The 24874-nt window shown below is 75.5% G+C and carries 16 protein-coding genes; 12 read left to right on the top strand and 4 right to left on the bottom strand.

All coding sequences use genetic code 11. The features are described 5' to 3' along the window. The first annotated feature begins 53 nt into the window (after positions 1–53). From DMP15_RS25080 to DMP15_RS25045, 8 genes are all read left to right on the top strand, one after another. On the top strand, positions 54–1427 hold the full coding sequence (locus DMP15_RS25080) for a nitrate/nitrite transporter (RefSeq protein ID WP_073578324.1): 1374 nt from the start codon (positions 54–56) through the stop codon (positions 1425–1427). A 3-nt stretch (positions 1428–1430) separates the two neighbouring features. Beyond that, on the top strand, positions 1431–3578 hold the full coding sequence (locus DMP15_RS25075; protein WP_337826528.1) for a molybdopterin oxidoreductase family protein: 2148 nt from the start codon (positions 1431–1433) through the stop codon (positions 3576–3578). A gap of 271 nt (positions 3579–3849) precedes the next feature. After that, positions 3850–5289: an FAD-dependent oxidoreductase gene (locus DMP15_RS25070; RefSeq protein ID WP_337826527.1), complete on the top strand. Its 1440-nt coding sequence runs from the start codon at positions 3850–3852 to the stop codon at positions 5287–5289. An 11-nt stretch (positions 5290–5300) separates the two neighbouring features. Further along, the gene (gene nirB / locus DMP15_RS25065) at positions 5301–7844 is read left to right on the top strand and encodes a nitrite reductase large subunit NirB (protein ID WP_161151272.1); all 2544 of its coding nucleotides are present in this window, start codon (positions 5301–5303) and stop codon (positions 7842–7844) included. Next, positions 7841–8236 (top strand): nitrite reductase small subunit NirD, encoded by a 396-nt coding sequence (gene nirD, locus DMP15_RS25060; RefSeq protein WP_161151270.1) that lies wholly within the window; start codon positions 7841–7843, stop codon positions 8234–8236. The genes nirB and nirD overlap by 4 nt, the downstream gene beginning before the upstream one ends. A gap of 106 nt (positions 8237–8342) precedes the next feature. After that, the gene (locus DMP15_RS25055) at positions 8343–9533 is read left to right on the top strand and encodes a uroporphyrinogen-III synthase (RefSeq protein ID WP_161151271.1); all 1191 of its coding nucleotides are present in this window, start codon (positions 8343–8345) and stop codon (positions 9531–9533) included. Beyond that, on the top strand, positions 9530–10237 hold the full coding sequence (locus DMP15_RS25050; RefSeq protein WP_253068078.1) for a sirohydrochlorin chelatase: 708 nt from the start codon (positions 9530–9532) through the stop codon (positions 10235–10237). The genes DMP15_RS25055 and DMP15_RS25050 overlap by 4 nt, the downstream gene beginning before the upstream one ends. Before the next feature lie 2 nt (positions 10238–10239). Further along, the gene (locus tag DMP15_RS25045) at positions 10240–11022 is read left to right on the top strand and encodes a putative protein N(5)-glutamine methyltransferase (protein ID WP_337826526.1); all 783 of its coding nucleotides are present in this window, start codon (positions 10240–10242) and stop codon (positions 11020–11022) included. Positions 11023–11345: 323 nt separating this feature from the next. Here the strand turns inward: DMP15_RS25045 and DMP15_RS25040 are convergent, their stop codons facing one another. Continuing rightward, positions 11346–11627, bottom strand: a complete 282-nt coding sequence (locus DMP15_RS25040) for an MGMT family protein (protein ID WP_073578330.1) — start codon at positions 11625–11627, stop codon at positions 11346–11348. A 44-nt stretch (positions 11628–11671) separates the two neighbouring features. On the opposite strand from DMP15_RS25040, the gene DMP15_RS25035 reads away from it, so the two are divergent. After that, positions 11672–15229 carry an ATP-dependent helicase gene (locus tag DMP15_RS25035; RefSeq protein ID WP_337826525.1) on the top strand — a complete coding sequence of 1186 codons (3558 nt, stop codon included), beginning with the start codon at positions 11672–11674 and terminating at the stop codon, positions 15227–15229. 296 nt (positions 15230–15525) lie between these two features. Here DMP15_RS25035 and DMP15_RS25030 read toward each other — a convergent pair whose 3' ends face one another. After that, the gene (locus tag DMP15_RS25030; RefSeq protein WP_073578331.1) at positions 15526–16374 is read right to left on the bottom strand and encodes an LLM class F420-dependent oxidoreductase; all 849 of its coding nucleotides are present in this window, start codon (positions 16372–16374) and stop codon (positions 15526–15528) included. An 80-nt stretch (positions 16375–16454) separates the two neighbouring features. Between DMP15_RS25030 and serS the strand changes: the two genes are divergently transcribed. From serS to DMP15_RS25015, 3 genes are all read left to right on the top strand, one after another. Continuing rightward, a complete protein-coding gene (gene serS / locus DMP15_RS25025; RefSeq protein WP_073578332.1) occupies positions 16455–17705 on the top strand; it encodes a serine--tRNA ligase in 1251 nt (416 codons plus the stop codon). A gap of 523 nt (positions 17706–18228) precedes the next feature. Continuing rightward, entirely contained in the window at positions 18229–19239 is a 1011-nt protein-coding gene (locus DMP15_RS25020) for a family 16 glycosylhydrolase (protein ID WP_167379128.1), read from the top strand. 72 nt (positions 19240–19311) lie between these two features. Next, complete coding sequence (locus DMP15_RS25015; RefSeq protein ID WP_337826524.1) at positions 19312–22692, top strand: ATP-dependent helicase; 3381 nt, start codon at positions 19312–19314, stop codon at positions 22690–22692. Positions 22693–22761: 69 nt separating this feature from the next. Here DMP15_RS25015 and DMP15_RS25010 read toward each other — a convergent pair whose 3' ends face one another. Both DMP15_RS25010 and DMP15_RS25005 read right to left on the bottom strand, forming a co-directional pair. Beyond that, complete coding sequence (locus DMP15_RS25010) at positions 22762–24384, bottom strand: solute symporter family protein (protein ID WP_073578335.1); 1623 nt, start codon at positions 24382–24384, stop codon at positions 22762–22764. Beyond that, positions 24381–24734: a DUF485 domain-containing protein gene (locus DMP15_RS25005; RefSeq protein ID WP_073578336.1), complete on the bottom strand. Its 354-nt coding sequence runs from the start codon at positions 24732–24734 to the stop codon at positions 24381–24383. Before DMP15_RS25005 ends, DMP15_RS25010 begins: the two co-directional genes overlap by 4 nt. Positions 24735–24874 lie beyond the last annotated feature (140 nt).

Genomic DNA, 24874 nt, shown 5'->3' with positions numbered 1-24874 from the left:
GGGCTCCCTAGCGTCGTCGTCGACGTGACCGCCGGCGATCAGGAGACCGATCCGTGACCACCACCTCTGCCCCGGGGCGCCGCATCGGCGGCCGCTGGATCGACCACTGGGACCCCGAGGACGAGGGGTTCTGGCAGCGCACAGGCTCGGCGATCGCCCGTCGCAACCTGTGGCAGTCGATCTTCTCCGAGCACATCGGCTTCTCGATCTGGACCATCTGGTCGGTCCTGGTGCTGTTCATGGGGCCCGAGTACGGGTTCACCGCGGCGCAGAAGTTCTTCCTGGTCGCCGTACCCACGCTGGTCGGGTCGATCCTGCGGCTGCCCTACACCTTCGCCGTCGCCCGCTTCGGCGGCCGCAACTGGACGATCTTCGCGGCGTCGTTGCTGATCGTGCCCACGATCCTGGCGATGGTCGTGCTGGAGCCGGGCGTGTCGTACACGACGCTGCTGGTCGTCGCCGCGGTCGCCGGGGTCGGCGGCGGCAACTTCGCGTCGTCGATGGCGAACATCAACGCGTTCTTCCCGGAGAAGGAGAAGGGCTGGGCGCTGGGGCTCAACGCCGGCGGCGGCAACCTCGGCGTGCCGGTCGCACAGCTGCTCGGCCTGCTCGTCATCGCCACCCTCGGCGCGGGCTCCCCGCGGGTGCTGCTGGCGGTCTACCTACCGTTCATCGCGATCTCGGCGTTCCTGGCGTGGAAGCGGATGGACAACATCGCCGCGATGTCCAACGACACCGGCGCCTTCACCGAGGCCTGCCGCGACCGCCAGACGTGGATCATGTCGTTCCTCTACATCGGGACGTTCGGATCGTTCATCGGCTACTCGTTCGCCTTCGGCCTGGTCCTGCAGAACCAGTTCGACCGGACGCCGCTGCAGGCCGCCGCGGTCACCTTCATCGGCCCGCTCATCGGGTCGCTGATCCGCCCCTACGGCGGCAAGCTCGCCGACCGGTTCGGCGGCGCGATGGTCACCCTGTGGAACTTCGTCGGCATGGCCGTCGCCACGCTGGTGATCATCTTCGCGTCGGGGATCGAGTCGCTGACGCTGTTCACGATCGGCTTCATCGCCCTGTTCACGCTGTCCGGCGTCGGCAACGGGTCGACCTACAAGATGATCCCGGCGATCTTCACCGGGCGGGCGCGCGTCGCGATCGCCGGGGGCGCGGACCGCGGGACCTCGTTCGACACCGCGCGACGGCTGTCCGGCGCCGTCATCGGCATCGCCGGTGCGGTCGGCGCGCTGGGCGGGCTGTTCATCAACCTCGCCTTCCGTCAGTCGTTCATGACGGTGCAGTCCGGCACGCCCGCGTTCTGGGGCTTCCTGGCCTTCTACGTCCTCTGCATCGGTGTCACCTGGGCCGTGTACCTGCGGCCGCGCCCGGCACTGGCCGGGAGCACCGAGGCCGCCGCGATGGCCCGGGTCTGAGCCGTGGGTCCGGAGGACCGGACCGCCACCCACTGCCCGTACTGCGCCCTGCAGTGCGGGCAGTGGGTCGGCCCGTCCGGCGAGGTCGACGCCCGTGACTTCCCGACCAACGCCGGGGGCATGTGTCAGAAGGGCTGGACCTCCGGCGCTCTGCTCACCCATCCGCAACGCCTGACGTCGCCGCTGGTCAGGACCTCGCGGACGGCCGGTTTCGTCGAGACCGGCTGGGACGACGCGCTCACCGGCGTCGCCGCTCGGCTCGCCGCCCTGCGTGCCGAGTACGGACCAGACTCGGTCGCGGTGTTCGGCGCGGGCGGGCTGACCAACGAGAAGGCCTACCTACTCGGGAAGTTCGCCCGGGTCGCGCTGGGCACCAGCCAGATCGACTACAACGGACGGTTCTGCATGTCCTCGGCGGCCGCCGCGGGCAACCGGGCCTTCGGCGTCGACCGCGGGCTGCCGTTCCCCGTCACCGACCTCGACGACGCCGAGCTGGTCGTCCTCGCCGGCGCGAACGTCGCCGAGACCATGCCGCCCCTGATGTCGCACCTGACCGGCGCGCGCCTGGTCGTCGTCGACCCGCGGCGCACCCCGACCGCGGAGCGTGCGCTCGCCTCCGGCGGGCTGCACCTGGCGCCGCGCCCGGGCACCGACCTGGTACTGGCGCTGGGGATGCTGCACGCCGCCGTCGTCGACGGGCACCTCGACCTGTCCTACGTGGACGACCGGACGACCGGTTTCGACGACGTCTGGGCGATCGCCTCGCAGTGGTGGCCCGAGCGCGCGGAGCGGGTCTGCGGCGTCGCCGCCACCGACATGCGCACCGTCGTGCGCTGGCTCGCGGAGTCCACGCGGCGCTACGTGCTCACCGCGCGCGGTGCCGAGCAGCACGCGCACGGCGTCGACACCGTGACGGCGTGGATCAACCTGTCGCTGGCGCTCGGCCTGCCCGGCCGCCCCGGCTCCGGGTTCGGGACGATCACCGGGCAGGGCAACGGCCAGGGCGGGCGCGAGCACGGACAGAAGTCCGACCAGCTCCCCGGCTACCGGCACATCGCCGACCCGGCCGCCCGCGCGCACGTCGCACGGGTGTGGGGGGTGCCGGAGCCCTCGATCCCCGGGCCCGGCCGCAGCGCGGTCGAGCTCCTCGACGCCCTCGGCCGCCCCGGCGGTCCGCGTGCGCTGCTGGTGTTCGGCTCGAACGTGCTCGTCTCCGCGCCCGACGCCCGCGCCGTCGCCGAGCGGCTCGACGCACTGGATCTGCTCGTCGTCGCCGACGTGCTGCCCGGCGAGACCGCGCTGCGCGCCGACGTCCTGCTCCCCGTCGCCCAGTGGGCGGAGGAGGAGGGGACCATGACGAACCTGGAGGGACGGGTCCTGCGCCGCCGTCGCGCGCTCGCCCCGCCGCCCGGGGTGCGCACCGACCTCGAGGTGATCGCCGCACTGGCCGCGGCCCTCGACGCGCCGGGGGAGTTCCCCGCCGACCCGCGGACCGTGTTCGACGAGCTGCGGCGCGCCTCGGCCGGTGGGATCGCCGACTACGCGGGCGTGTCCTACGACCGGCTCGACGCGGGCGAGGCCCTGCACTGGCCGGTCCCCGCCGACGACCACCCCGGGACCCCGCGGCTGTTCACCGAGCGCTTCGGCCACCCCGACGGACGTGCCCGGATGCTGCCGGTCGACCACGCCGAGCCGGACGAGGGCACGGGCGGCGGCTTCCCGCTGACCGTGACGACCGGGCGGGTGCTGGTGCACTACCAGTCCGGCGCGCAGACCCGGCGGGTCGCCGAGCTGGCGGACGTCGTGCCCGAGGTGTTCGTCGAGGTGCACCCGGACACCGCCGCCCGGCACGGTCTCGCCGACGGCGACCTGGCCGACGTCGTGTCCCGTCGCGGGACGACGACGGCGCGCGTCCGCTGCGTCGCCTCGCTGCGCCCGGACACGGTGTTCCTGCCCTTCCACTTCGGTGGGGCGGGGGCGGCGAACAACGTCACCAACCCGGCCCTGGACCCGGTGAGCCGGATGCCGGAGTTCAAGGTGGCCGCGGTGCGGCTGGAACCCGCCTCGCCGGGCCGGAACCCGTCCGACGGATCCGGGACCGGCACCGCCGCCGAGCTGAGCCCCACCGGCGCGGGTCGGTCCGCGCGCTGATCCGCTGCTCGCGCGCGTCGGGACACGCGCGAGCAGCGGATCACCGCGCGCTCTGCGGATCACCGCGCGGGCGGTGGGCGCCGCCCCCGCTGCGACAGGCGCACCTCGCACGGTCCCGCCCCACCTCGCACACCCTGCAGAGGCTGCGAGGTGGGAGGAACCGCTGCGAGGTCCCGGCTCACGGACGCCGCCCGCCGAGAATGAGGACCTCGTAACGCCCGTGCAACGGCCGGCGTTCTGCCCGTAACCCCCCGTTCCTACCGTCGGTGTCATGAGCAGGCGCGTGGTGGTGATCGGGCACGGCATGGTCGGTGCCCGTTTCGTGGAGGAGGTCCGCCGGCGCGACCCGGACGGCGAGCGGGTGACGCTCACCGTCCTCGGCGCGGAGTCCCGCCCCGCGTACAACCGGGTGCTGCTGTCCACCGTGCTCGCCGGCGGGCTGCGGCCCGCCATGGTCGCGCTGCCCGCCGTCGACGGCGTCGACCTGCAGACCGGCGTCGCGGCGACGGCGCTCGACCGGACCGCGCGCGTCGTCCACGCCGACGACGGCACCGTCCACCCCTACGACGAGCTGGTTCTCGCCACCGGCTGCCGCGCCTGGCTGCCGCCGGCCGACGGTCTCGCCGACCCCGGGGCCCCGGAGGTCCCGGCCCGCGGCGTGAGCCTGTTCCGCGACCTCGACGACTGCGGGCGCATCCTCGCCGCGGCCGCGCCGGGCGCGCGGATCGCCGTCGTCGGGGGCGGGCTGCTAGGGGTCGAGGCCGCCCGCGGGCTCGCCGGACGCGGTGTCGCCGTCACGCTCGTGCACCCGCGCACCCACCTGATGGAGCGCCAGCTCGACGCGGGCGCCGGCGAGGTGCTCGCGACCGCGCTGCGCGGGCTCGGGGTCGACGTCCGCTGCGGTGTCGGCGCCAAGGCCTGGGACCCCGAGGCCGGCCTGGACTGCGACGACGGTTCCCGGATCGCCGCGGACCACGTCGTCGTCGCCGCCGGGGTGCGTGCGAACACCGGGCTGGCCGCCGACGCCGGGCTCGCGGTCGACCGGGGGATCCTGGTCGACGACCGCCTCGCCACCGACGACGGCCGGGTGCACGCCCTCGGCGACTGCGCGCAGCACGCCGGCGCCCCGGGCGGGCTCGTGCAGTCCGGCTGGGAGCAGGCCGCCGTCCTCGCCGACCTGCTGACCGGCACCGACCCGGCCGCGCGCTACCGCGGCACCCGCCCGGTCACCCGGCTCAAGGCCCGCGGCATCGACCTCGCCGCCCTCGGCGACCCCACCGCGGGCGACGAGGAGCTGCGCGTCTCCGACCCCCGCCGCGGCCGCTACGGCGTGCTCGCGCTGCGCGACGACCGCGTCGTCGGGGCCGTCCTCATGGGACTCCCCGACGCCGCAGCCATGATCACCGAGCTGTACGACTCCGGCGCCCCCGCTCCCTCCGACCGGCTCGCGCTGCTGCTCGGCCGCGCCCTGCCCGGCGAGACGTCGCCCGCCACCGACCCGGTCCGGATGCCGGGAAGTGCCGTGGTCTGCCGCTGCAACAGCGTCACCAAGAACGCGCTGGTCACCGCGTGGCGCGCGGGCGCCCACGACGTCGACGCGCTGTCGCGGCGCACCCGGGCCGCCACCGGCTGCGGGAGCTGCCGCGACGTCGTCTGCGGGATCCGGGACTGGCTGGCCGACATCGACCCGCCGCAGGAGAGCGCGGCATGAAGGAGCAGAGCATGAGCCGTCTGGTCGTCGTCGGGAACGGCATGGTGGGCCACCGCCTCGTCGCCGCGATGCGGGACCGGGACACCGCCGGGGACTGGGAGATCACCGTCCTCGGCGAGGAGACCCGCCGTGCCTACGACCGGGTCGCCCTGTCGTCCTACGTGGACGGACGCTCCGAGGAGGAGCTGCGCCTCGACGACGACGACCTGCGCGGCGACCCGCTGGTCACCTACCACCTCGGCGACGCCGTCGCCTCGATCGACCGCGACGCCCGCCGGGTCACCACTGCGTCCGGCCGCACCCTGACCTACGACGCGCTGGTGCTCGCCACCGGCTCGTACCCGTTCGTCCCGCCGGTCCCCGGCAAGGACCTTCCCGGCTGCTTCGTCTACCGCACCCTCGACGACCTCGACGCGATCAAGGCCGCCGCCGCGGCCGCCGCCGACGACCCGGCCCGCAAGGGGCGGCCGTCGGCGATCGTCGTCGGCGGCGGGCTGCTGGGCCTGGAGGCGGCGCGCGCGATGCGGCTGCTCGGGCTGTCCCCGCAGGTCGTCGAGATCGCGCCGCGGCTGATGCCGGTGCAGGTCGACGCGGGCGGCGGTGCGCTGCTCGAGCGACTGGTCACCGCGCAGGGCATCGCCGTGCGGACCGGGGTGTCGCTGGCCGCGGTGTCCACCGACCGCGGCAGGCTGGTCGGGACGCTGTCCGACGGCGTCGAGCTCGACGCCGACCTGGTCGTGTTCTCCGCCGGCATCCGGGCCTCCGACCAGCTCGCCCGCGACTGCGGCCTGCCGGTCGGCGAGCGCGGCGGCGTCTGGGTCGACGACCGCTGCCGCACCCGTGACGACGCCGTCTGGGCGATCGGCGAGTGCGCCGCGCTGGAGGGCCGCACCTACGGCCTGGTCGCACCCGGCTACGCGATGGCCGAGGTCGTCGCGGACCGGCTGCTCGGCGGTGAGGCCCGGATGACGCCCGAGGAGCTGGACATGTCCACCCAGCTCAAGCTGCTCGGCGTCGACGTCGCCAGCTTCGGCGACGCGCACGCGGTCACCGAGGGCGCGCTGGAGATCGTCGTCAACGACCCGGTCGAGGGGACCTACTCCAAGCTGGTCGTGTCCGACGACGCGTCCACCCTGCTCGGCGGTGTCCTGGTCGGCGACGCGTCGCGCTACGGCGCGCTGCGCCCGCTGGTCGGGTCCCGGCTGCCCGACGACCCGGTCACCCTCATCTCCAAGGGCGGCGCCGAGCCCGACGCGTCCGCGCTGCCGGACTCGGCCCAGATCTGCTCGTGCAACGCCGTCACCAAGGGCACGCTGTGCGCGGCGATCGCCGACGGTGCGCACACCGTGCCGGAGCTGAAGGCGTGCACCCGCGCCGGTACCACCTGCGGCTCGTGCGTCCCGGCGCTCGCCCGGATCCTGGCCCAGCAGGGCGTCGAGGTCTCGAAGGCCCTGTGCGAGCACTTCGACCACTCCCGCGCCGAGCTCTTCGAGATCGTCGCCGGGGCGGGCATCACCTCGTTCTCCGCGCTGATCTCCCGGTACGGCCGCGGGTCGGGCTGCGACATCTGTAAGCCGGTCGTCGGGTCGATCCTCGCGACGCTCTACAACGAGCACGTCCTCGACGGCGAGCGGGCGACCCTGCAGGACACCAACGACCACTTCCTCGCGAACATGCAGCGCAACGGCACCTACTCGGTGGTGCCGCGGATCGCCGGCGGCGAGGTGACCCCCGAGGGCCTGATCGTCATCGGCGAGGTCGCCCGCGACTACGGGCTCTACACCAAGATCACTGGTGGACAGCGGATCGACATGTTCGGCGCCCGCGTCGAGGACCTGCCGGCGATCTGGCGCCGCCTGGTCGACGCCGGGTTCGAGTCCGGCCACGCGTACGGCAAGTCGCTGCGCACCGTGAAGTCCTGCGTCGGCACGACCTGGTGCCGCTACGGCGTGCAGGACTCGGTCGGCCTCGCCGTCGAGCTGGAGCTGCGCTACCGCGGGCTGCGCAGCCCGCACAAGCTCAAGTCCGGCGTCTCCGGCTGCGCGCGCGAGTGCGCCGAGGCCCGGTCCAAGGACTTCGGCGTGATCGCCACCGAGCACGGCTGGAACCTCTACGTCGGCGGCAACGGCGGCTTCACCCCGCGCCACGCCGAGCTGCTCGTGTCCGACGTGGACACCGCGACGCTGGTCCGGACGATCGACCGGTTCCTGATGTTCTACGTCCGCACCGCCGAGCGGCTGCAGCGCACCGCGCCGTGGATCGAGGCGATGGAGGGCGGGCTGGACCACCTGCGCGCCGTGATCGTCGAGGACTCGCTCGGTATCTGCGGCGAGCTCGACGCCGCGATGGCCCGTCACGTCGACTCCTACGCCGACGAGTGGGCCGGCGTCCTGGCCGACCCGCAGAAGCTGGAGCGGTTCGTCTCCTTCGTCAACGCGCCCGACACCCCCGACCCCACCGTCCGGTTCGTCGAGGAGCGGGGACAGAACGTCCCGGCACCCGGCCGTCCCGACGAGCCCGTCCTGATCGGCCTCCCGGAGGTGTCCTCCCGATGACCACCCGGCTCGACGCGACCACCACGACCGCCGCGCCCGCCCCGGCCGGGACCGAGCCCACCGGCTGGCTCACCGTCTGCCCGGTGGACCGGCTGCAGCCCGGCCGGGGGGCCGCCGCACTCGTCGGCGACACCCAGGTCGCGTTGTTCCGTCTCGCCGACGGCTCGGTGTACGCCCTGGGCAACATCGACCCGTTCACCGGGGCCGCGGTCGTCTCGCGCGGCATCGTCGGCGACCGCGGCGGCGAACCGACCATTGCCTCGCCGCTCCACAAGCAGGTCTTCGCCCTGCGCGACGGCCGCTGCCTCGACGGTGCCGACGGCGACGCTGTGAGCCTGCCCGCGTTCGCGGTGCGGGTCATGGGCGACGCGCTGCAGGTCGGGCTACGGTGAACGGGCCTTCCCACGCCGTCGTGCCCACCACCACCCGCGACGCTCCCGGCGACCTCCGCGCGTCCTCCGCGCCGGCCGGCCGGGGTATCGGAGGAACGGAGAACCGGTGACCCGATCCGCCGCACGAGACACCGCCGCCGCGCCCGACGCGGCCGCGGTGCCACCGCTGGCCGGGTTCACCGTCGGCATCACCGCCGCCCGGCGCGCCGAGGAGCTCGCCACGATGCTGGAGCGCCGCGGGGCAACCATCCAGCACGGGCCCGCGCTGCGCATCGTGGCCCTCGCCGACGACGCCGACCTCGAGACCCGCACCCGCGAGCTCGTCGCGGCACCACCGGACATCACCGTCGCGACCACCGGGATCGGCTACCGCGGCTGGATCGAGGCCGCCGACGGCTGGGGGCTGGGCGAGGACCTGCTCGCCGCGCTCGGCCGCTCGGAGATGCTCGCCCGCGGCCCCAAGGCGCGTGGCGCTATCCGCGCGTCGGGCCTGGTCGACGCCTGGTCCCCCGAGTCGGAGTCCACCGCCGAGGTGCTGGAACACCTGCTCGACCGCGGCGTCGAGGGCAGCCGCATCGCGGTGCAGCTGCACGGCGAGCCGCTGCCCGACGTCGTCGACGCCCTGGAGATGGCGGGCGCCGAGGTCGTCACGGTGCCGGTCTACCGGTGGGCGCCGCCGCTGGACCTCGGCCCGCTGGACCGGCTGATCGACACCACCCTGGCCGGCGGGATCGACGTCCTGTCGTTCACCAGCGCTCCCGCCGCGGCCGGGATCCTCGCCCGCGCCGGGGAGCGTGGGCTCCGCGAGGACCTGCTCACCGCGCTGCGCGGCCCCGTGCTGGCGCTGTGCGTCGGCCCGGTCACCGCGGCGCCGCTGGAGGCGCTCGACGTGCCGACCGTGCAGCCGCAGCGCTCCCGGCTCGGCGCGATGGTGCGGACCTGCGAGTCCGTCGCCCCGGCCCGCGCCCGCAGGCTCCCGGTCGGCGGCCACCAGCTGGAGCTGCGCGGACACGCGGTGCTCGTCGACGGCACGCTGTGCCCGTTGCCGCCGACGCCCATGGCGCTGCTGCGGCTGCTCGCCAAACGTCCCGGCCGTGTCGTGTCCCGCGCCGAGCTGCTCGCCGCGCAGCCCGGTGGGGCGGGCGACGAGCACGCCGTCGAGAACGCGATCGGCAGGCTCCGCGCGGCGCTCGGTGTCCCCGGCCTGGTGCAGACCGTGGTGCGCCGCGGCTACCGGCTCGCACTCGAACCCGAGCACGGCGCGCACTGCGCCGAGGACCCGGAGGTGACCCGGTGACCGGGCTCCCGCTGCTCCTCGTCGCGCACGGGTCGCGCTCCGACGCCGCCGACGCGGTGATCCGGTCGCTCGCCGCGGCCGTCGCCGCACGCGGCCCGCAGGTCGAGGTCTGCTACGTCGACGTCCGCGGTCCCACGGTCGTCGACGCCGTGATCGGGCTGCGGGACCGCGGCCACGACGGTGCCGTCGTCGTCCCCGCGTTCCTCGCCGCCGGCTACCACGTGCGCACCGACCTGCCCGCCCAGCTCGCCGAGGTCGGCGCCGACCCGGCCCGGTTCCCGGTCACCCGCTCCATGGGTCCCGACCCGCTGCTCGCCGCCGCGGCCCTGGACCGGCTGCGCACGGCCGGCTACCGCGACGGCGACGCCGTCGTCCTCGCGGCGGCCGGCTCGTCGGACCCGTCCGCGGTCGCCCAGGTGCACGCGAGCGCCGGAATGCTCGCCCGCCGGGTCGGCCGTCCGGTCCCGGTCGGGTTCGCCGCCACCGGCAGCCCGTCGGTGACCGAGCTGGTCGCCCGGCTGCACGACGCCGGGGAGCGGCGGGTCGCGGTCGCGTCCTGGCTCCTGGCCCCCGGGGTCTTCCAGACGCGGCTGCTCGGATCGGGGGGCGACGTCGTCGCCGACCCGCTGGGAGTGCACGACGACGTGGTGACCGCCGTCCTCAAGCGCTACGCCGCCGGGGCCGCCGCGGTGCTCGCCGCCTGACCGTGCCCCGGCCCGACCCGGACCTGGTCGCCCGGCTCCGGGCGGCGGGCTGTGTGTTCGCCGAGGACGAGGCCGCGCTGCTCGCCGCGGCGGCCGACGGGCCGGAGCTGGAGGTGCTGGTCCGCCGCCGCATCGCCGGGGAGCCGCTCGAGCACGTCCTCGGCCGGGTGGACTTCGACGGGCTGACCGTGCGGGTCACCCCGGGGGTGTTCGTGCCGCGCCGTCGCAGCGAGGCGCTGGTGCACGCGGCCGTCGCCGCGCTGCCGGGATCCGCGCATCCCGGGCGCCCGCTCGTGGTCGACCTGTGCTGCGGCTGCGGGGCGCTCGGGCTCGCCGTCGCGCGCCGGGCCGCCGTCGACCTCCACGCCGCCGACGCCGACCCGGTCGCGACCGTCTGTGCCGCGGAGAACCTGGCCGGGGTGGGGACGGTGCACACCGGTGATCTGTTCGCCGCGCTGCCCACCGGGCTGCGGGGACGCGTCGACGTGCTCGTCGCGAACACCCCCTACGTGCCCAGCGGCGCGATCGGCTCGATGCCCCCGGAGGCCCGCGACCACGAGCCCCGTACCGCACTCGACGGCGGCCGCGACGGCCTCGACCCGGCCCGCCGGGTGGCCGCGGGGGCGGGGGAGTGGCTCGCGCCGGGCGGGGCGCTGCTGATCGAGACGGGCACGGCCCAGGCTCCGGTGCTGGCGGAGGTGTTCGGCGGGCACGGTCTCGTCGCGCACATCGGGCACGACCAGGACCGCGACGCGACCTGGGTGGAAGGTCGCGCGGCGCCCTGATCGGCCGCCCTTTGCTCTGCTCACCGATACGCAGCAGCCCCCGACGCCCCGTCGAGCCTCATGACGTCGCTCGGCCCGGCGCATCGAGATACACGTTCCCGCCCCGGCGAGGGCGAGAACGTGCGCCTCGATCGGGCGGCGGGCCACGTGCTGCGTCATGGTGAGCAGAGCGCTCAGGCTGTCGTGACCACCAGACGTCCGGGAGCGTCCGCGGTCCAGGCCCGCTCCACGTCGCCCAGCTCCGCCACCCGCAGCGGGATCCGGAGCCCTCGGTCGCGACGGCGTCGAGCAGGCGCGGCAGCTCCGCGAGGCCGAGGACCGGCTCAGCGTCTGCGGTGCTCGCGGGGCAGCCGGCCGTCGACCATCAGGATCCCCTCGGCCCGCAGCCGGGCCGCCTGCTCGGCGGCGATGTGCGGGGCCGAGCGCCCGTCGGAGCGCAGCACCCGGTGCCACGGCAGGTCGTGGCCGTCCTCGGCGAGGATCCGGCCGACCAGGCGCGCCGAGCGGATCCCGGCCAGCTCGGCCACCTCGCCGTAGCTGAGGGTCTGCCCGGGCGGGATCGACCGGACGACCTCGCGCACCCGTTCCAGGGTCTCGGAGTCCACGCCTGCAGTCTGACGCTGTCGGTGCCCCGTGGTCTCATCGCCCCATGAGCCGAACAGCCCCCGAGCAGGCGTCGCCGCGCCTGGTGCGTGCGGACCCCCGGCCCGCTCCCGTGCGGGAGTGGACCGGTGCCGCCTCGCGGGTGCTCGCGCACGAGCGCGGCGCGCTGCGGGTGCTGGGCGGCCCGGGCACGGGCAAGACGAGCCTGCTGCTCGACGCGGTCGTCCGCCGCATCCGGGCCGGGGAGCCGCCGGGGTCGGTGCTGCTGCTGGTGGGCAGCCGCCGGGCCGCGGAGGAGCTGCGTGGCCGGCTCACGTCGCTGCTGACCGCGGGAGGGGGTGAGCTCGCCGGGGACTTCGGGGTGCGCACCACCCGCGAGCTGCTGGTGCGGACGGTGCACTCCTACGCGTTCGGGGTGTTGCGGCTGCACGCCGCGCGCTACGAGGACCCGCCCCCGCGGCTGCTGGCCTCGGCCGAGCAGGACGTGGTGGTCCGCGAGCTGCTCGCCGGGGAGATCGACGGCTGGGGCGGCACCGTCCCCGGCTCGGGCTGGCCGGAGCGGCTCGACCCGGCCCTCGGGCTGCCCGGGTTCGCCGCGGAGCTGCGGGAGCTGCTCCTGCGGGCGGCCGAGCGCGGACTGGGGCCACGCGAGCTGGCCGAGCTGGGGCGCGAGCACGGGCGCGAGGAGTGGGTCGCCGCGGCCCGGTTCTTCCGCACCTACGAGGAGGTCACGCTGCTCCGCGGGGCGGCGGGGCGGGGCGCGCCACAGGCGACGGCCCCGGCGCTGGACTCCGCCGAGCTGGTCGCCGCCGCGCTGGACACCCTGGCCGCGGACCCGGACCTGCGGGAGCAGGAGCGGCGCCGGGTCCGTCACCTCCTGGTGGACGACGCGCAGGACCTCGACCCGCAGCAGATGGAGCTGGTCGCGGCGCTGGCCGAGCACGCGGGGTCCACGCTGCTCGCGGGCGACCCCGACCAGGCGGTCCTGACCTTCCGTGGTGCGGACCCGCAGGGCCTGACGGTGCTCGACGCGCCCACCGAGGTCCTCACCGTCGACCACCGCCAGCAGCCGGGGGTCCGCGCGGCCGGGCTGCGGGTGGCCGAGAAGCTGCCCGGTGCCGGGGTGACCCGCACCCGTCGCGGTCCCGGGCCCGCCCCGGGGGACCACGCGGTGCCGGACCCGATCCCGGACGCGGTACCGGAACCGGTGCCCGACGCCGTGCCGGATGCGGCGGGCGCCGGGGTGGGGGAGTCCCTGCAGGTCCGGGTGTTCGGGTCGCCCTCCGCGGAGGCCGGCTGGATCGCCGACCGGCTGCGGCGCGCACACCTCGTCGACGGGGTGCCGTGGTCGGACATGGCGGTGCTGTCCCGGTCCGCGCGGCGCACCCTGCCCGCGCTGCGCCGGGCGCTGGCCGCGGCCGGGGTCCCGCTGGCCGCACCACCGGACGAGGTGCCGCTGCCGCGCCAGCCCGCCGTCGTGCCGCTGCTCCTGGTGCTGCGCGCGGCATGGCGGCCGTCCGCGGTCGACGCCGACCTCGCGACCTCCCTGCTCACCTCACCGCTGGGCGGCGGCGACCCGATGCGGATGCGGCGGCTGCGCCGCGGCCTGCTGCGGATGCACGCCGCCGCGGGGCACGACGTGCGGACCTTCGCCGACGACGAGCGCGTCGAGGCGGGTGAGGTCGACCCGGCCGCGGCGAGCAGCGACCCGTTGCTGGTCGGGATGCTGCGCGACGCCGTCGCGGGCCGGCCCGACCCGCTGCCGATGCTCTCGCCCGCCGAGGCCGCCCCGATGCGCGACGTGGGCCGCCTCCTCGACACCGCCGCCCGCTCGATCGGCGCGGGCGAGCAGGTCGAGGAGACGTTGTGGAAGGTGTGGCGGCGCACCGGCCTGGCGAAGCGCTGGAGCGAGGCCAGCGCCCGCGGCGGCCCCGGCGGAGCGGCCGCCGACCGGGACCTCGACGCGGTCCTGGCCCTGTTCGACGCGGCCGCCCGCTACACCGACCGGCTGCCCGGCGCCGACGTCGGCGGGTTCCTGGAGTACCTGCTCGACCAGCAGCTGCCGGGGGAGACGCTGGCCCCGCAGGCGCCCCGGGGCGGCGCGGTCGAGCTGCTCACCGCACACGGCGCCCGCGGCCGGGAGTGGACGGTCGTCGCGGTGCCCGGGGTGCAGGAGGGGCTGTGGCCCGACGTACGGCTGCGCGGCAGCCTGCTCGGCCACGAACGGCTCGTCGACCTCGTCGGCGGGGTCGCCGCCCCCGACGACGCGGTCTCCCGCACGGCGCCACTGCTCGCCGAGGAGCGGCGGCTGTTCTACGTCGCCTGCACCCGTGCCCGGACGACGCTGCTGGTCAGCGCCGTGCAGGGGGAGGACGAGCAGCCCTCCCGGTTCCTCGACGAGCTCGACCCCCGCCCCGCCGACGCCGCCGAGGCCCGCCCGGTGCACCGGCCCGAGCGCTCCCTGGTGACGGCCGAGCTGGTCGGGGAGCTGCGGCGCGCCGTCACCGAGCCCGACCACGGCGACCCGGGACGGGCCGCACGTCGTCACCGGGCGGCGACCCAGCTGGCCCGGCTCGCCGCGGACGGCGTCCCCGGAGCCCACCCCGACGACTGGTACGGCGTCGCCGACCTGTCCGACGGCGCCCCGCTGCGCGCCGAGGGCGAGCTCGTCCCGATCTCGCCCTCCGACGTCGAGACGATCGCCGGCTGCCCGCTGCGCTGGGTGCTGTCCCGGCACGGCGGCGACGAGACCGGCGCGCTGTCGGCGGTCACCGGGTCCCTGGTGCACGCGCTGGTGCAGGCCCGCGCCGCCGGGGCCGACCCGGTGGAGCTGGAGGAGGCGCTGCGCTCGGCGTGGCGGCGGCTGGACTCCGGGGCGCCGTGGTTCGGGCGCCGCGAGCTGGTCCGGGTGCGGGAGATGCTCGCCGCCTTCGACGACTGGGTCCGCCGCAGCCGTACCGAGGGGCTGGAGCTGGTGGCCGTCGAGCAGCCGGTGCAGCTGGACCTGGACGGCGAGGACGACGGCGAGGGCGACAGCGAGGGCGACGACCCGGGCCTGCCCCTCGGCGGCATCGGTGCGGGCGACGACGACCCGGCGGGGGCCGCGCTCCTGCCGGTCGACACCGACGGCGACGGCGCGGCCGGGCGCGGCGGCGGGGCCGCGCGGGCGGCCCGGCGGGTCCGGCTCCGCGGCCGGGTCGACCGGCTCGAACGCGATGACCAGGGGCGCCCGGTCGTCGTCGACGTCAAGACCGGGAAGACGGCCACCTCGGCCCGGGCCACCGCCGAGCACCACCAGCTGGCCGTCTACCAGCTCGCGGCCTCGCTCGGCGCGTTCGACCAGCTCGTCGGGGGTGGGGTGGAGCCGGGCGGGGCGCGGCTGCTGTTCCTGGCCGACCGCAAGGCCAACGGGGAGGCGAAGGAGCCGCAGCAGGCGGCGCTGCGCCCGGAGGAGATGGGGCACTGGCGCGACGTGCTGATGACCTGCGCCGAGGACTCGGCGGGTGCGGTGTTCGTCGCCCGCGCCGGGCCGGACTGCGACCGGTGCCCGGTCCGCACCAGCTGCCCCGCGGTCGAGACCGGCCGGACGGTGGTGGACGGGTGAGCGGGTCCGGTCCCGTACCCGGACGGGCCGCACACCCGGCCGTGCGGACCCGCGGTCAGGTCGTGCAGCCGGCCCGGGCCCCACACCCGCGGTGCCGGGCCCCGGTCAGGTGGTGCGGAGGGGCCGGACCCGGCGGTCGGCGCCCCGGTCGCTCCGCCCCGGCGGTCGCATCGCCGCGGTAGGCCCAGGCCAGGACCGCGACGACGGCGACGGCCGCCGCCACGATCAGTGGCGCCGACCGTCGCAACGGTCCCAGCAGGGACGGGTCGTCGGGGGTGGGGCGCACCCGGCCCGGGCTAGCCCGCGCTGCCGAGCCCCAGCGCGCTCGCCAGCCGCCGCAGGTCGCCCTCCGGCTCGGCCATCCCGCGCGTGATGACCTGGGCACAGACGTGGTCGGCGCCGGCGTCGAGGTGCTCCTCGAGCCGGGCCGCGACCTGCTCGGGGGTGCCGTGCGCGACGAGCGCGTCGATCAGGGCGTCGCTGCCGCCGTCGTCGAGATCGGACTCGGCCCAGCCGAGCCGCTTCAGGTTGTTCCGGTAGTTGACCAGGCCCAGGTAGGGCTTCTCGACGGCCGGGCGGCCCAGGGCGCGGGCGGCGGCCGGGTCGTCGTCGAGCACGACCTTGTGCTCCGGCGCGATCAGCGCTCCGGCGCCGTAGCGCTCGCGCGTCGAACGGGTGTGCTCGGGCGTGGTCAGGTACGGGTGCGTCCCGGCGGACCGCTCACGGGCCAGGTCGAGCATCTTCGGGCCCAGCGCCGCGAGGGCACGCCCCTCGGTGGGGACGCCGAGCTCGTCGAGCCGGTTCACGTAGGCGACGAGCGCTGCGTACGGGCGGGTGTAGTCGCTGGTGGCCTCGGGGTGCCCGACGCCGATCCCCAGCAGGAACCGGCCCGGGTGCCGCGCCTCGATGCGGTGGAAGGACTCCGCGACCTCGTCGGCAGGGGTGGCCCAGATGTTCACGATGCCGGTGGCCACGGCCAGCGACGTCGTCGCGTCGAGCAGCGACTCGGTCAGCGCGAGGTCCCCGGGCGGGGAGCCGCCGACCCACACCGCACCGAACCCGAGCTTCTCGATCTCCACGGCGAGATCGGGGGACAACCCGGTCTCGTGCCGCCAGACGCCGTACCTGCCGAGGGAAACACTCATGGTGGTGAGTACCACCGCGCGGGCCCGATCATTCCCGGTCCTACGATGGCCCCTCCACTACGCGAGAGGCTGGAACAGCAGTGATCGACCTCAAGGCGGCCCGACAGGACCCGGACACCTTCCGCACGGCGCTGTCCCGTCGCGGCGCGTCCGCGGACTTCGACGCCCTGCTGGAGGTCGACGCCCGCTGGCGGGAGGCCACCGACCGCGTCGGCAGCCTGCGCGCCGCGGCCAAGCAGCGGCCCAAGGGCAAGCCCACCCCCGAGCAGGTCGAGCAGTTCAAGCAGGAGAAGGAGGAGCTGCGCGCCGCCGAGGACTCCCTCGCCGCCGCCGACGTCGAGCGCTCCGAGCTCCTCGCCCGCATCCCGAACCTGCCCGACCCGACCGCCGCCGACGGCATGGCCGAGGAGGACGCGGTCACCGTCCGCACCTGGGGCGAGCCGCCGGTCTTCGACTTCACCCCGCGCGACCACCTGGATCTGGCGTCGTCGACGGGCCGGGTCGACATGGCCCGCGGCGCGCGGCTGTCCGGGTCGCGGTTCGCCTACCGCTTCGGCGACGTCGCGCGGCTCGAGATGGCCCTGTTCCGTTACGTCATGGACAAGCTCGCCGGCGAGGGCTTCGTCCCGGTGCTCGGCCCGGTCCTGGCGAACGAGCGGGCGATGTACGGCACCGGCTTCCTGCCCACCGAGGCGTCGAACCTCTACGAGCTGGAAAAGGACGGCCTCTACCTCACCGGCACCTCCGAGGTCGCGCTCGCCGGGATCCACATGGACGAGATCGTCGAGCTCGACACGCTGCCCGCGCGCTACGTCGCGTTCTCCACGAACTTCCGCCGCGAGGCCGGCGCGGCCGGCAAGGACACCAAGGGCATGTTCCGGGTGCACCAGTTCGACAAGGTCGAGATGTTCGTCTACTGCCTGCCGGAGAACTCCCAGGACGTGCACGAGGAGCTGCTCGCCCACGAGGAGTCGATCGTGCAGGAGCTGGGGCTGCCCTACCGGGTGCAGAACATCGCCGTCGGCGACCTCGGCAACCCGGCGGCGAAGAAGTACGACATCGAGGCCTGGTTCCCGGTCCAGGAGCGCTACCGCGAGATCACCTCGTGCTCCAACACCACCGACTACCAGGCACGACGCCTGAACGTCCGGTTCCGTCGCGAGGCCGGAGCGCCGACCGAGAACGTGCACACGCTCAACGGGACCGGCGCCACCGCCCGCGCCATGCTCGCGATCATGGAGAACTTCCAGGACGCGAACGGGACGGTCACGGTGCCGGAGGTCCTGCGGTCCTACGGTGCCCCCGCGACCGTCGGGAACCCGCCGGCCTGATCCCGGGTCGCAGGCGGGGTGACGCGCGCGACCTCCTGACGGGGCAACCGAACGGGGGCCCGCGCGTCCTGCTTGCGTGGAGAAATCGGGGAGTGGTGTGTCGCGGGCCGGGGAGCGCCCGGACCCGTCGCGCCACGCCGCCCCCGCCGGGTCCGACGCCCGCCGTCCCGGCTCCCACCGTTCCGAGGACCGGCCGGACACCGCGGACTCCGGTCGGCACCGCTCGCCCGAGCCGCCCGTCGACGGGCGTCGTGCCGCCCGCGGACCCGTCGCCCGCCCCGAGGACATCGTGGCGTCGACCGTCGCCCTGCCCGCCGCGGACCGCGCCCCCGTCGACCGAGTCCCGGAGTCCCGCCGCTCCGTACGCGGGGTGCCCGCGCCGTCGCACGCCGCCCCGGGGACGCGTACCGCCCCGGGGACGCGTACCGCCCCGGACCCCGTCCCCGGCCCACGCCGAGCGCCCCGGCCTCCGGCGGCAGCGCAGGCACCCGCGGTCCGGCCCCCGGTGGCGAGGACCCCCGTGGTGCGTGTCTCCACGACGCCGGAGCCGGTCGCCGCGACCTCCCGTATCCGCCCCACCGACCGCGGAGCCCGTGCCACGGTCGTCCGGGCCGAGATCCCGGACGGTGCCGGACGGGCGGACCGTGCCGGGCGGACCGAACGTCGTGAGCGCCCGGACCGCGCCGTCACCGGCCTGCGCCGCCGCATCGCGCACGGCACCGGCGCGATGGCGCTGGTGCTCGTCGCCGTCGCCGGGCTGACCTGGACCGTGCTCGTCCCGCCGGACGGCACGGCCGTCGCCGCCGACCCGGCGACCTCCGCACTGGACAACCAGCTGCCGCCCCCGCCGCCCCCGCCCCCGCCGCAGCAGTGGCGCCAGGTCGGTGGCGACGAGTTCGACGGCTCCCGCGTCGACCGCTCCACCTGGAGCGTCTACAACTCGCCCGGCGGGTTCGGCAACGGCCTGCGCCGCCCGTCCGCGGTCGGCGTCGGCGACGGCCTGCTCACCGTGACCGCGCGCCCCCGGGCCACGGGCGGGGGCGTCTCCGGCGGTGTCGCGATGCACGACGGTCAGCTCTACGGCCGCTGGGAGTTCCGCGCCCGCACCGACGTCGGCAACGGCTACAGCCCCGCGATCCTGCTCTGGCCGGACTCCGAGCGGTTCCCCGACGACGGGGAGCTCGACATGATGGAGATCCCGTTCGGCGACCGGCATGCGGCCACCGCCTTCGTCCACTACGGCGCGCAGAACCACATCCTGTCCACCGACACCCCCGGCGACTTCACCCAGTGGCACACCTTCGCCCTGGAGTGGCTGCCGGACCGGATCACCTGGTACGTCGACGGGGTGAAGAAGTGGGAGGTCACCGACCGCCGCGCGATCCCCACCACCCCGATGCACCTGGCCATACAGCTCGACCAGGGCCCGGCGTCGGGGTGGATCCCCGGCCCGGACGCGACCACCCCCGACGAGGTACGCCTGCAGGTCGACTGGGCCCGCGTCTACGCACCGGTCGACGACGCCGGCCGCTGATCCGCCGCCGGGGCCGGGCCGGGACTGCGCCGGGTGGCGGACCTGTCGGTGACGCCGGGTAGAACGGTCCGCGTGGACCCCACCCCCGCCGAGCTGGCACACGCGCTCGGTCTGCACCCGCCGACCGCGGAACAGGCCGCGGTCATCGCCGCGCCCACCGGGCCGGCGCTCGTCGTCGCCGGGGCGGGGGCCGGCAAGACCGAGACGATGGCGGCCCGCGTCGTCTGGCTGGTCGCGACCGGCCGGGTGCTGCCCGAGCAGGTCCTCGGGCTCACCTTCACCCGCAAGGCCGCCCAGCAGCTCGGCACCCGCGTCCGGTCCCGGCTGCGCCGCCTCGCCGGGGCCCGGCTGCTCGACGACCTGGACCCGTCGGGTGCCCGGCGCGCCGCGCTGCTGGCCGGCGAGCCCACCGTCGCGACCTACCACGCCTACGCCGGTCGCCTGGTCGGTGAGCACGCGCTGCGGCTGCCCGCCGAGCCCGCCGCCCGGCTGCTCGGCCCGACGGCGGCCTGGCAGCTGGCCCACCGGGTCGTCTCCACCTGGGCCGCGGACCTGGAGATCGACCGGGTCCCCGCGACCGTCACCGGCTACCTGCTCTCCCTGGCCGGGGAGCTGGGGGAGCACCTCGTCGAACCGGACCAGGTGCGGCGCCTCGCCGAGCGGATGCTGCCGGTGCTGGAGCACGCCCCGCCCGGCAAGCGGCAGCGCGCCGAGCCCTCGGCCGGGTACAAGGCCCGCATCGCCGGGCAGCGGATGCGCTGCGAGCTGCTGCCGCTGGTCGAGGAGTTCGCCCGACGCAAGCAGGCCGAGCAGGCCATGGACTTCGCCGACCAGATGGCCCTCGCGGCCCGGATCGCCGAGGCCGACCCGGAGGTCGGGCGGATCGAGCGTTCCCAGTACCGGGCCGTGCTGCTCGACGAGTATCAGGACACCGGGCACGCCCAGCGGGTGCTGCTCCGCGCCCTGTTCGGCGTGCCGCCCGGGCTCGCCCCGGAGCCGGACGACGGCCCGGACCACCGCTCGGTCACCGCGGTCGGCGACCCCTGCCAGTCGATCTACGGCTGGCGGGGCGCGAGCGCCGGGAACCTGGCGCGCTTCCGCACCGACTTCCCCGCCGCGGGCGGTGACCCCGCGCCCGTGCACGGGCTGCTCACCAGCTTCCGGAACCCGGCCGAGGTGCTCGTCCTGGCCAACCGGGTCTCCGAGCCGCTGCGGACCGCGCCCGGCACCGTGCGGGTGGGGGAGCTGCGCCCGCTCGACGGCGCCGGCCCCGGCGACGTCCGGGCCGCCCTGCTGCCCGACGTCGCGGCCGAGGTGGCCTGGACCGCCGACGGCATCGCCGAGCGCTGGCACGCCGGCCACGACGAGGGCACCCCGCCCACCGCGGCGGTGCTGGTCCGGCGCCGCTCCGACATGGACGCGCTCGCCGCCGCGCTGCGCGACCGGCGGGTCCCGGTGGAGGTGGTCGGACTCGGTGGGTTGCTGTCCACCCCCGAGGTCCGCGACCTCGTCTCCGCGCTGCGGGTGGTGTCCGACCCGCTCGCCGGGCCGGCCGCCGTCCGGCTGCTGACCGGGCCGCGGTGGCGGCTCGGGATCGCCGACCTGGCCGCGCTGTGGCAGCGCGCCCGCGAGCTCGTCCCGCACCGCCCGGCCCGCCCCGGGCCGCTGTCGGCCGCCGACCTGGCCCTCGGTGCACTGCCCGGCGAGCAGGCCGAGCAGGCCGGTCTCGTCGACGCCCTCGACGACCCGGGTGGCCCGGAGCGCTACTCCCCGGCCGGGTTCGACCGGATCCGGCGGATCGGCCGTGAGCTCGCCCAGCTGCGCGCCCGCACCGCGGCCCCGCTGACCGACCTGGTGGCCGACGTCGAGCGGACCTTGCTCCTCGACGTCGAGACGATGGCCCGCCCCGGCCCCACCGGCCGGGCGCACCTCGACGCGTTCGCCGACGTCGTCGCGGACTTCGCCGCCGGTGCGGACGTGCCGTCGCTACCGGGTCTGCTCGACTATCTGGAGACCGCCGAGCAGGCCGAGGAGGGGCTGACCCCCGGCGAGGTGGAGGTCGCGCCGGACCGGGTGCAGATCCTCACCGTGCACGCGGCGAAGGGGCTGGAGTGGGAGGTCGTCGCCGTCCCGCACCTGGTCGCGCAGGTCTTCCCCGGCCGCAAGATGTCCGGCTCCTGGCTGAAGGACCCGGCCGCGCTGCCGGTCCCGCTGCGCGGCGACGCCGACGACCTGCCCGGCCTGCACCTGCCCCCGCCCGGCGCCGACCGCAAACAGGTCGAGACCGCGCTCGACGACCACGACGACGCCCTCGACGAGCGCCGCCTCGCCGAGGAACGCCGGCTGTTCTACGTCGCGCTCACCCGGTCCGAACGGGTGCTGCTGGTGTCCGGGCACCGCTGGCCCGCGACGGGGGAGAAGCCGAAGGAACCGTCGGTGTTCCTGACCGAGCTCGCCGAGATCCTGGAGGGCCCCGGCGGCTCCGAGGTCGGTGTGCTGGAGCAGTGGGCACCGCCGCCCGAGCTGGACACCGGCAACCCGGCGCTGGGCGTCGAACGGACCGCGCAGTGGCCGCCGGACCCGTTCGGCGACCGCGCCGACGACGTGCGCTCCGGGGCCGACCTGGTCCGTACCGCGCTGCGGGCCCGGCGCCCGAAGCGGCCGCGCCGCGCCGCGCCCGCCGACCAGCTCGCACTGGAGCTGCCGGCGGCTCCCGACGCGGAGCCCGGGGCCGGCGTGGTCGACGCCGAGGGTGATCCCGAGGGCTGGGCCGCCGACGTCGACGTCCTGCTCGCGGAGCGGGCCGCCGCCGCGCAGCGGCCCACGGTGTCGCTGCCCGGGCGGCTGTCGGTGAGCCGGCTCGTCGAGCTCGCCGACGACCCGGACGCGCTCGCCGTGCGGCTGCGCCGTCCGGTGCCGATGCCGCCCGACCAGCACGCCCGCCGCGGCACCGCGTTCCACGCCTGGCTGGAACAGCGCTTCGGCGCGGAACGCCTGCTGGACATCGACGAGCTGCCCGGCGCCGCCGACGAGTCGGTCTCCTCGGAGGCCGATGCGACCGAGCTCGCCGAGCTGCAGGCCGCGTTCGAGGCGTCGGAGTGGGCGGACCGGCGGCCCGTCGACGTCGAGGTGTCGTTCGAGACGGTGCTGGCCGGGGTCGCCGTGCGCGGCCGGATGGACGCGGTGTTCGCCGACCCCGACGGCGGCTGGACGGTCGTGGACTGGAAGACCGGTCGCCTGCCCGCCGAGGACCGCAGGCAGGCGGTCGGGGTGCAGCTCGCCGCGTACCGGCTGGCATGGGCGGCACTGCAGGGCGTCGAGCCGGACCGGGTGCGGGCGGCGTTCCACTACGTCCGCGACGGCGTCACCCTGCGCCCGGCGGACCTGCTCGACGCCCGCGCGCTGCACGACCTCGTCGCCGGGGTGCCGACCGTCTCCGCCGCCGAGGTGTAGCCGCAGGACGCGGAGAGCCCGCGCCCCCGGGGACGGGGACGCGGGCTCTCCGCGTGGGGTGGCCTGCGGTCAGTGCGCCTCGGCCTTGGCGATGCCGGCACCGGTCAGGGACCGGACCTCCATCTCGGCGTACTTGCTGCCGTCGTGGCGCTTCTGCCCGATGTAGGTCCCGACCACGCCGAGCAGGAACGACAGCGGGATCGAGACCAGGCCGGGGTTGGCCAGCGGGAACCAGGCGAAGTCCACACCCGAGAAGATCGACGTCTCGGCGCCCGACACCACCGGCGAGAAGACGATCAGCACCAGGGTGCTGATCAGACCGCCGTAGATCGAGAACAGGCCGCCGGTGGTGTTGAACCGCTTCCAGAACAGCGAGTACAGGATCGTCGGCAGGTTCGCCGACGCCGCCACCGCGAAGGCCAGCGCCACGAGGAACGCGACGTTCTGGTCCTTCGCGAGGATGCCACCGACGATCGCGACCACGCCGATCACGATCGCGGTCCGCCGGGCGACCCGGACCTGGGTGGCCTCGGTGTCCTCGACCTCGCCCCGCTTGATCACGTTGATGTAGACGTCGTGCGCGAACGACGCCGACGCGGTGATCGTCAGCCCGGCGACGACCGCCAGGATCGTCGCGAACGCGATCGCGGCGATGATGCCGAGCAGCACCGGTCCGCCGAGGGCTGCGGCGAGCAGCGGCGCGGCCGAGTTCACCTTGCCCGGCGCGGCCTGGATCGCCTCCGGCCCGACCAGCGCACCGGCCGCGAAGCCGATGACCAGCGTGAACAGGTAGAACAGGCCGATCAGCCAGATCGCGACCTCGACCGAGCGGCGGGCCTCCTTGGCCGTGGGCACGGTGTAGAAGCGCATCAGCACGTGCGGCAGGCCCGCGGTGCCGAGCACCAGGGCGATGCCGAGCGAGATGAAGTCGATCTTCGAGGTCAGCGACGCGCCGTACTGCTGGCCGGGGGCGAACAGGCCCTCGCCCTTGGGGGAGCCGTCCGCGGCGGCCTGCATGATCGACGAGAAGTTGAAGCCGAACAGCGCCAGTGCCCAGATCGTCATGACCAGCGCGCCCACGATGAGCAGCACCGCCTTGATCATCTGGACCCAGGTGGTGCCGCGCATGCCGCCGATGAGGACGTAGGCGATCATCACGACGCCGACGACGGCGATCACGACGCCCTGGGCGAACCCGCCCGAGATGCCGAGCAGCAGCGAGACCAGTGCACCGGCACCGGCCATCTGCGCGAGCAGGTAGAAGAACGACACCGCCAGGGTGGAGGTGGCCGCCGCGGCGCGGATCGGGCGCTGCTTCATCCGGAACGCCAGGACGTCGCCCATGGTGAAACGGCCGGTGTTGCGCAGCAGCTCCGCGACCAGCAGCAGCGCGACCAGCCACGCGACCAGGAAGCCGATCGAGTAGAGGAAGCCGTCGTAGCCGTTGATCGCGATGGCGCCGGCGATGCCCAGGAACGACGCCGCCGAGAGGTAGTCACCGGCGATCGCGAACCCGTTCTGGGTGCCGGAGAAACCCCCGCCCGCGGTGTAGAAGTCGGCGGCGGTCTTCCTCGCCTGCCGACTGTTGACGTAGAAGACGATCCCCAGCGTCACGATCACGAACGCCAGGAAGATGGAGATGTTCAGCGCCGGGTTGCTGTCCGCGGTCGCCGCCAGGACGGTCGGGCTCATCGGGTTCCCTCGATCTCTCCGCGGAGCTTCGACGACAGCGGGTCGAGCACACGGCCGGCGAAGCGGATGTAGACCACGGTGATCGCGAAGGTGGACACGAACTGCAGCAACCCGAGGACCAGACCCAGGTTGATGTTGCCCAGCACCGGGATCGCCATGAAGTCCGTCGCGAACGTCGCGAGCAGCACGTACAGCAGGTACCAGGCCAGGAACCCGGCGGTGACCGGGAAGACGAACCCACGCAGACGCCTGCGCAGCTCCTGGAAGTCGGGGCTCGCCTGTGCGGCGGCCCAGTCGGGAGTTCCCGGCGTCGGACCGCCGGGCTGCTCGTCGGACTCGGTCGTACTCACGTATGCCTCCTTGCACAAGCCACGCACGGCCACGGGACCGGACCCAGGAAAGGGCCTTCGGGCCGTGTGCGGAACCCCACACGCACGCTCCGGGCGGCCCAAGATGCAAGCGGCCGACGACCGGACGATCGAGCGCGGCA

Source organism: Pseudonocardia sp. UM4_GMWB1, from assembly GCF_017312155.1.
Classification (GTDB): domain Bacteria; phylum Actinomycetota; class Actinomycetes; order Mycobacteriales; family Pseudonocardiaceae; genus Pseudonocardia; species Pseudonocardia alni.
The sequence above is the reverse complement of the archived record's forward strand: the minus strand, read 5'-3'. Positions and strand labels throughout refer to the sequence as shown.

Coding starts and splice junctions, on each gene's coding strand:
- DMP15_RS25070 (WP_337826527.1), top strand. CDS start 3,850: ATGAGCAGGCGCGTGGTGGTGATCGGGCACGGCATGGTCGGTGCCCGT.
- nirB (WP_161151272.1), top strand. CDS start 5,301: ATGAGCCGTCTGGTCGTCGTCGGGAACGGCATGGTGGGCCACCGCCTC.
- nirD (WP_161151270.1), top strand. CDS start 7,841: ATGACCACCCGGCTCGACGCGACCACCACGACCGCCGCGCCCGCCCCG.
- DMP15_RS25035 (WP_337826525.1), top strand. CDS start 11,672: ATGAGCCGAACAGCCCCCGAGCAGGCGTCGCCGCGCCTGGTGCGTGCG.
- DMP15_RS25030 (WP_073578331.1), bottom strand. CDS start 16,374: ATGAGTGTTTCCCTCGGCAGGTACGGCGTCTGGCGGCACGAGACCGGG.
- DMP15_RS25010 (WP_073578335.1), bottom strand. CDS start 24,384: ATGAGCCCGACCGTCCTGGCGGCGACCGCGGACAGCAACCCGGCGCTG.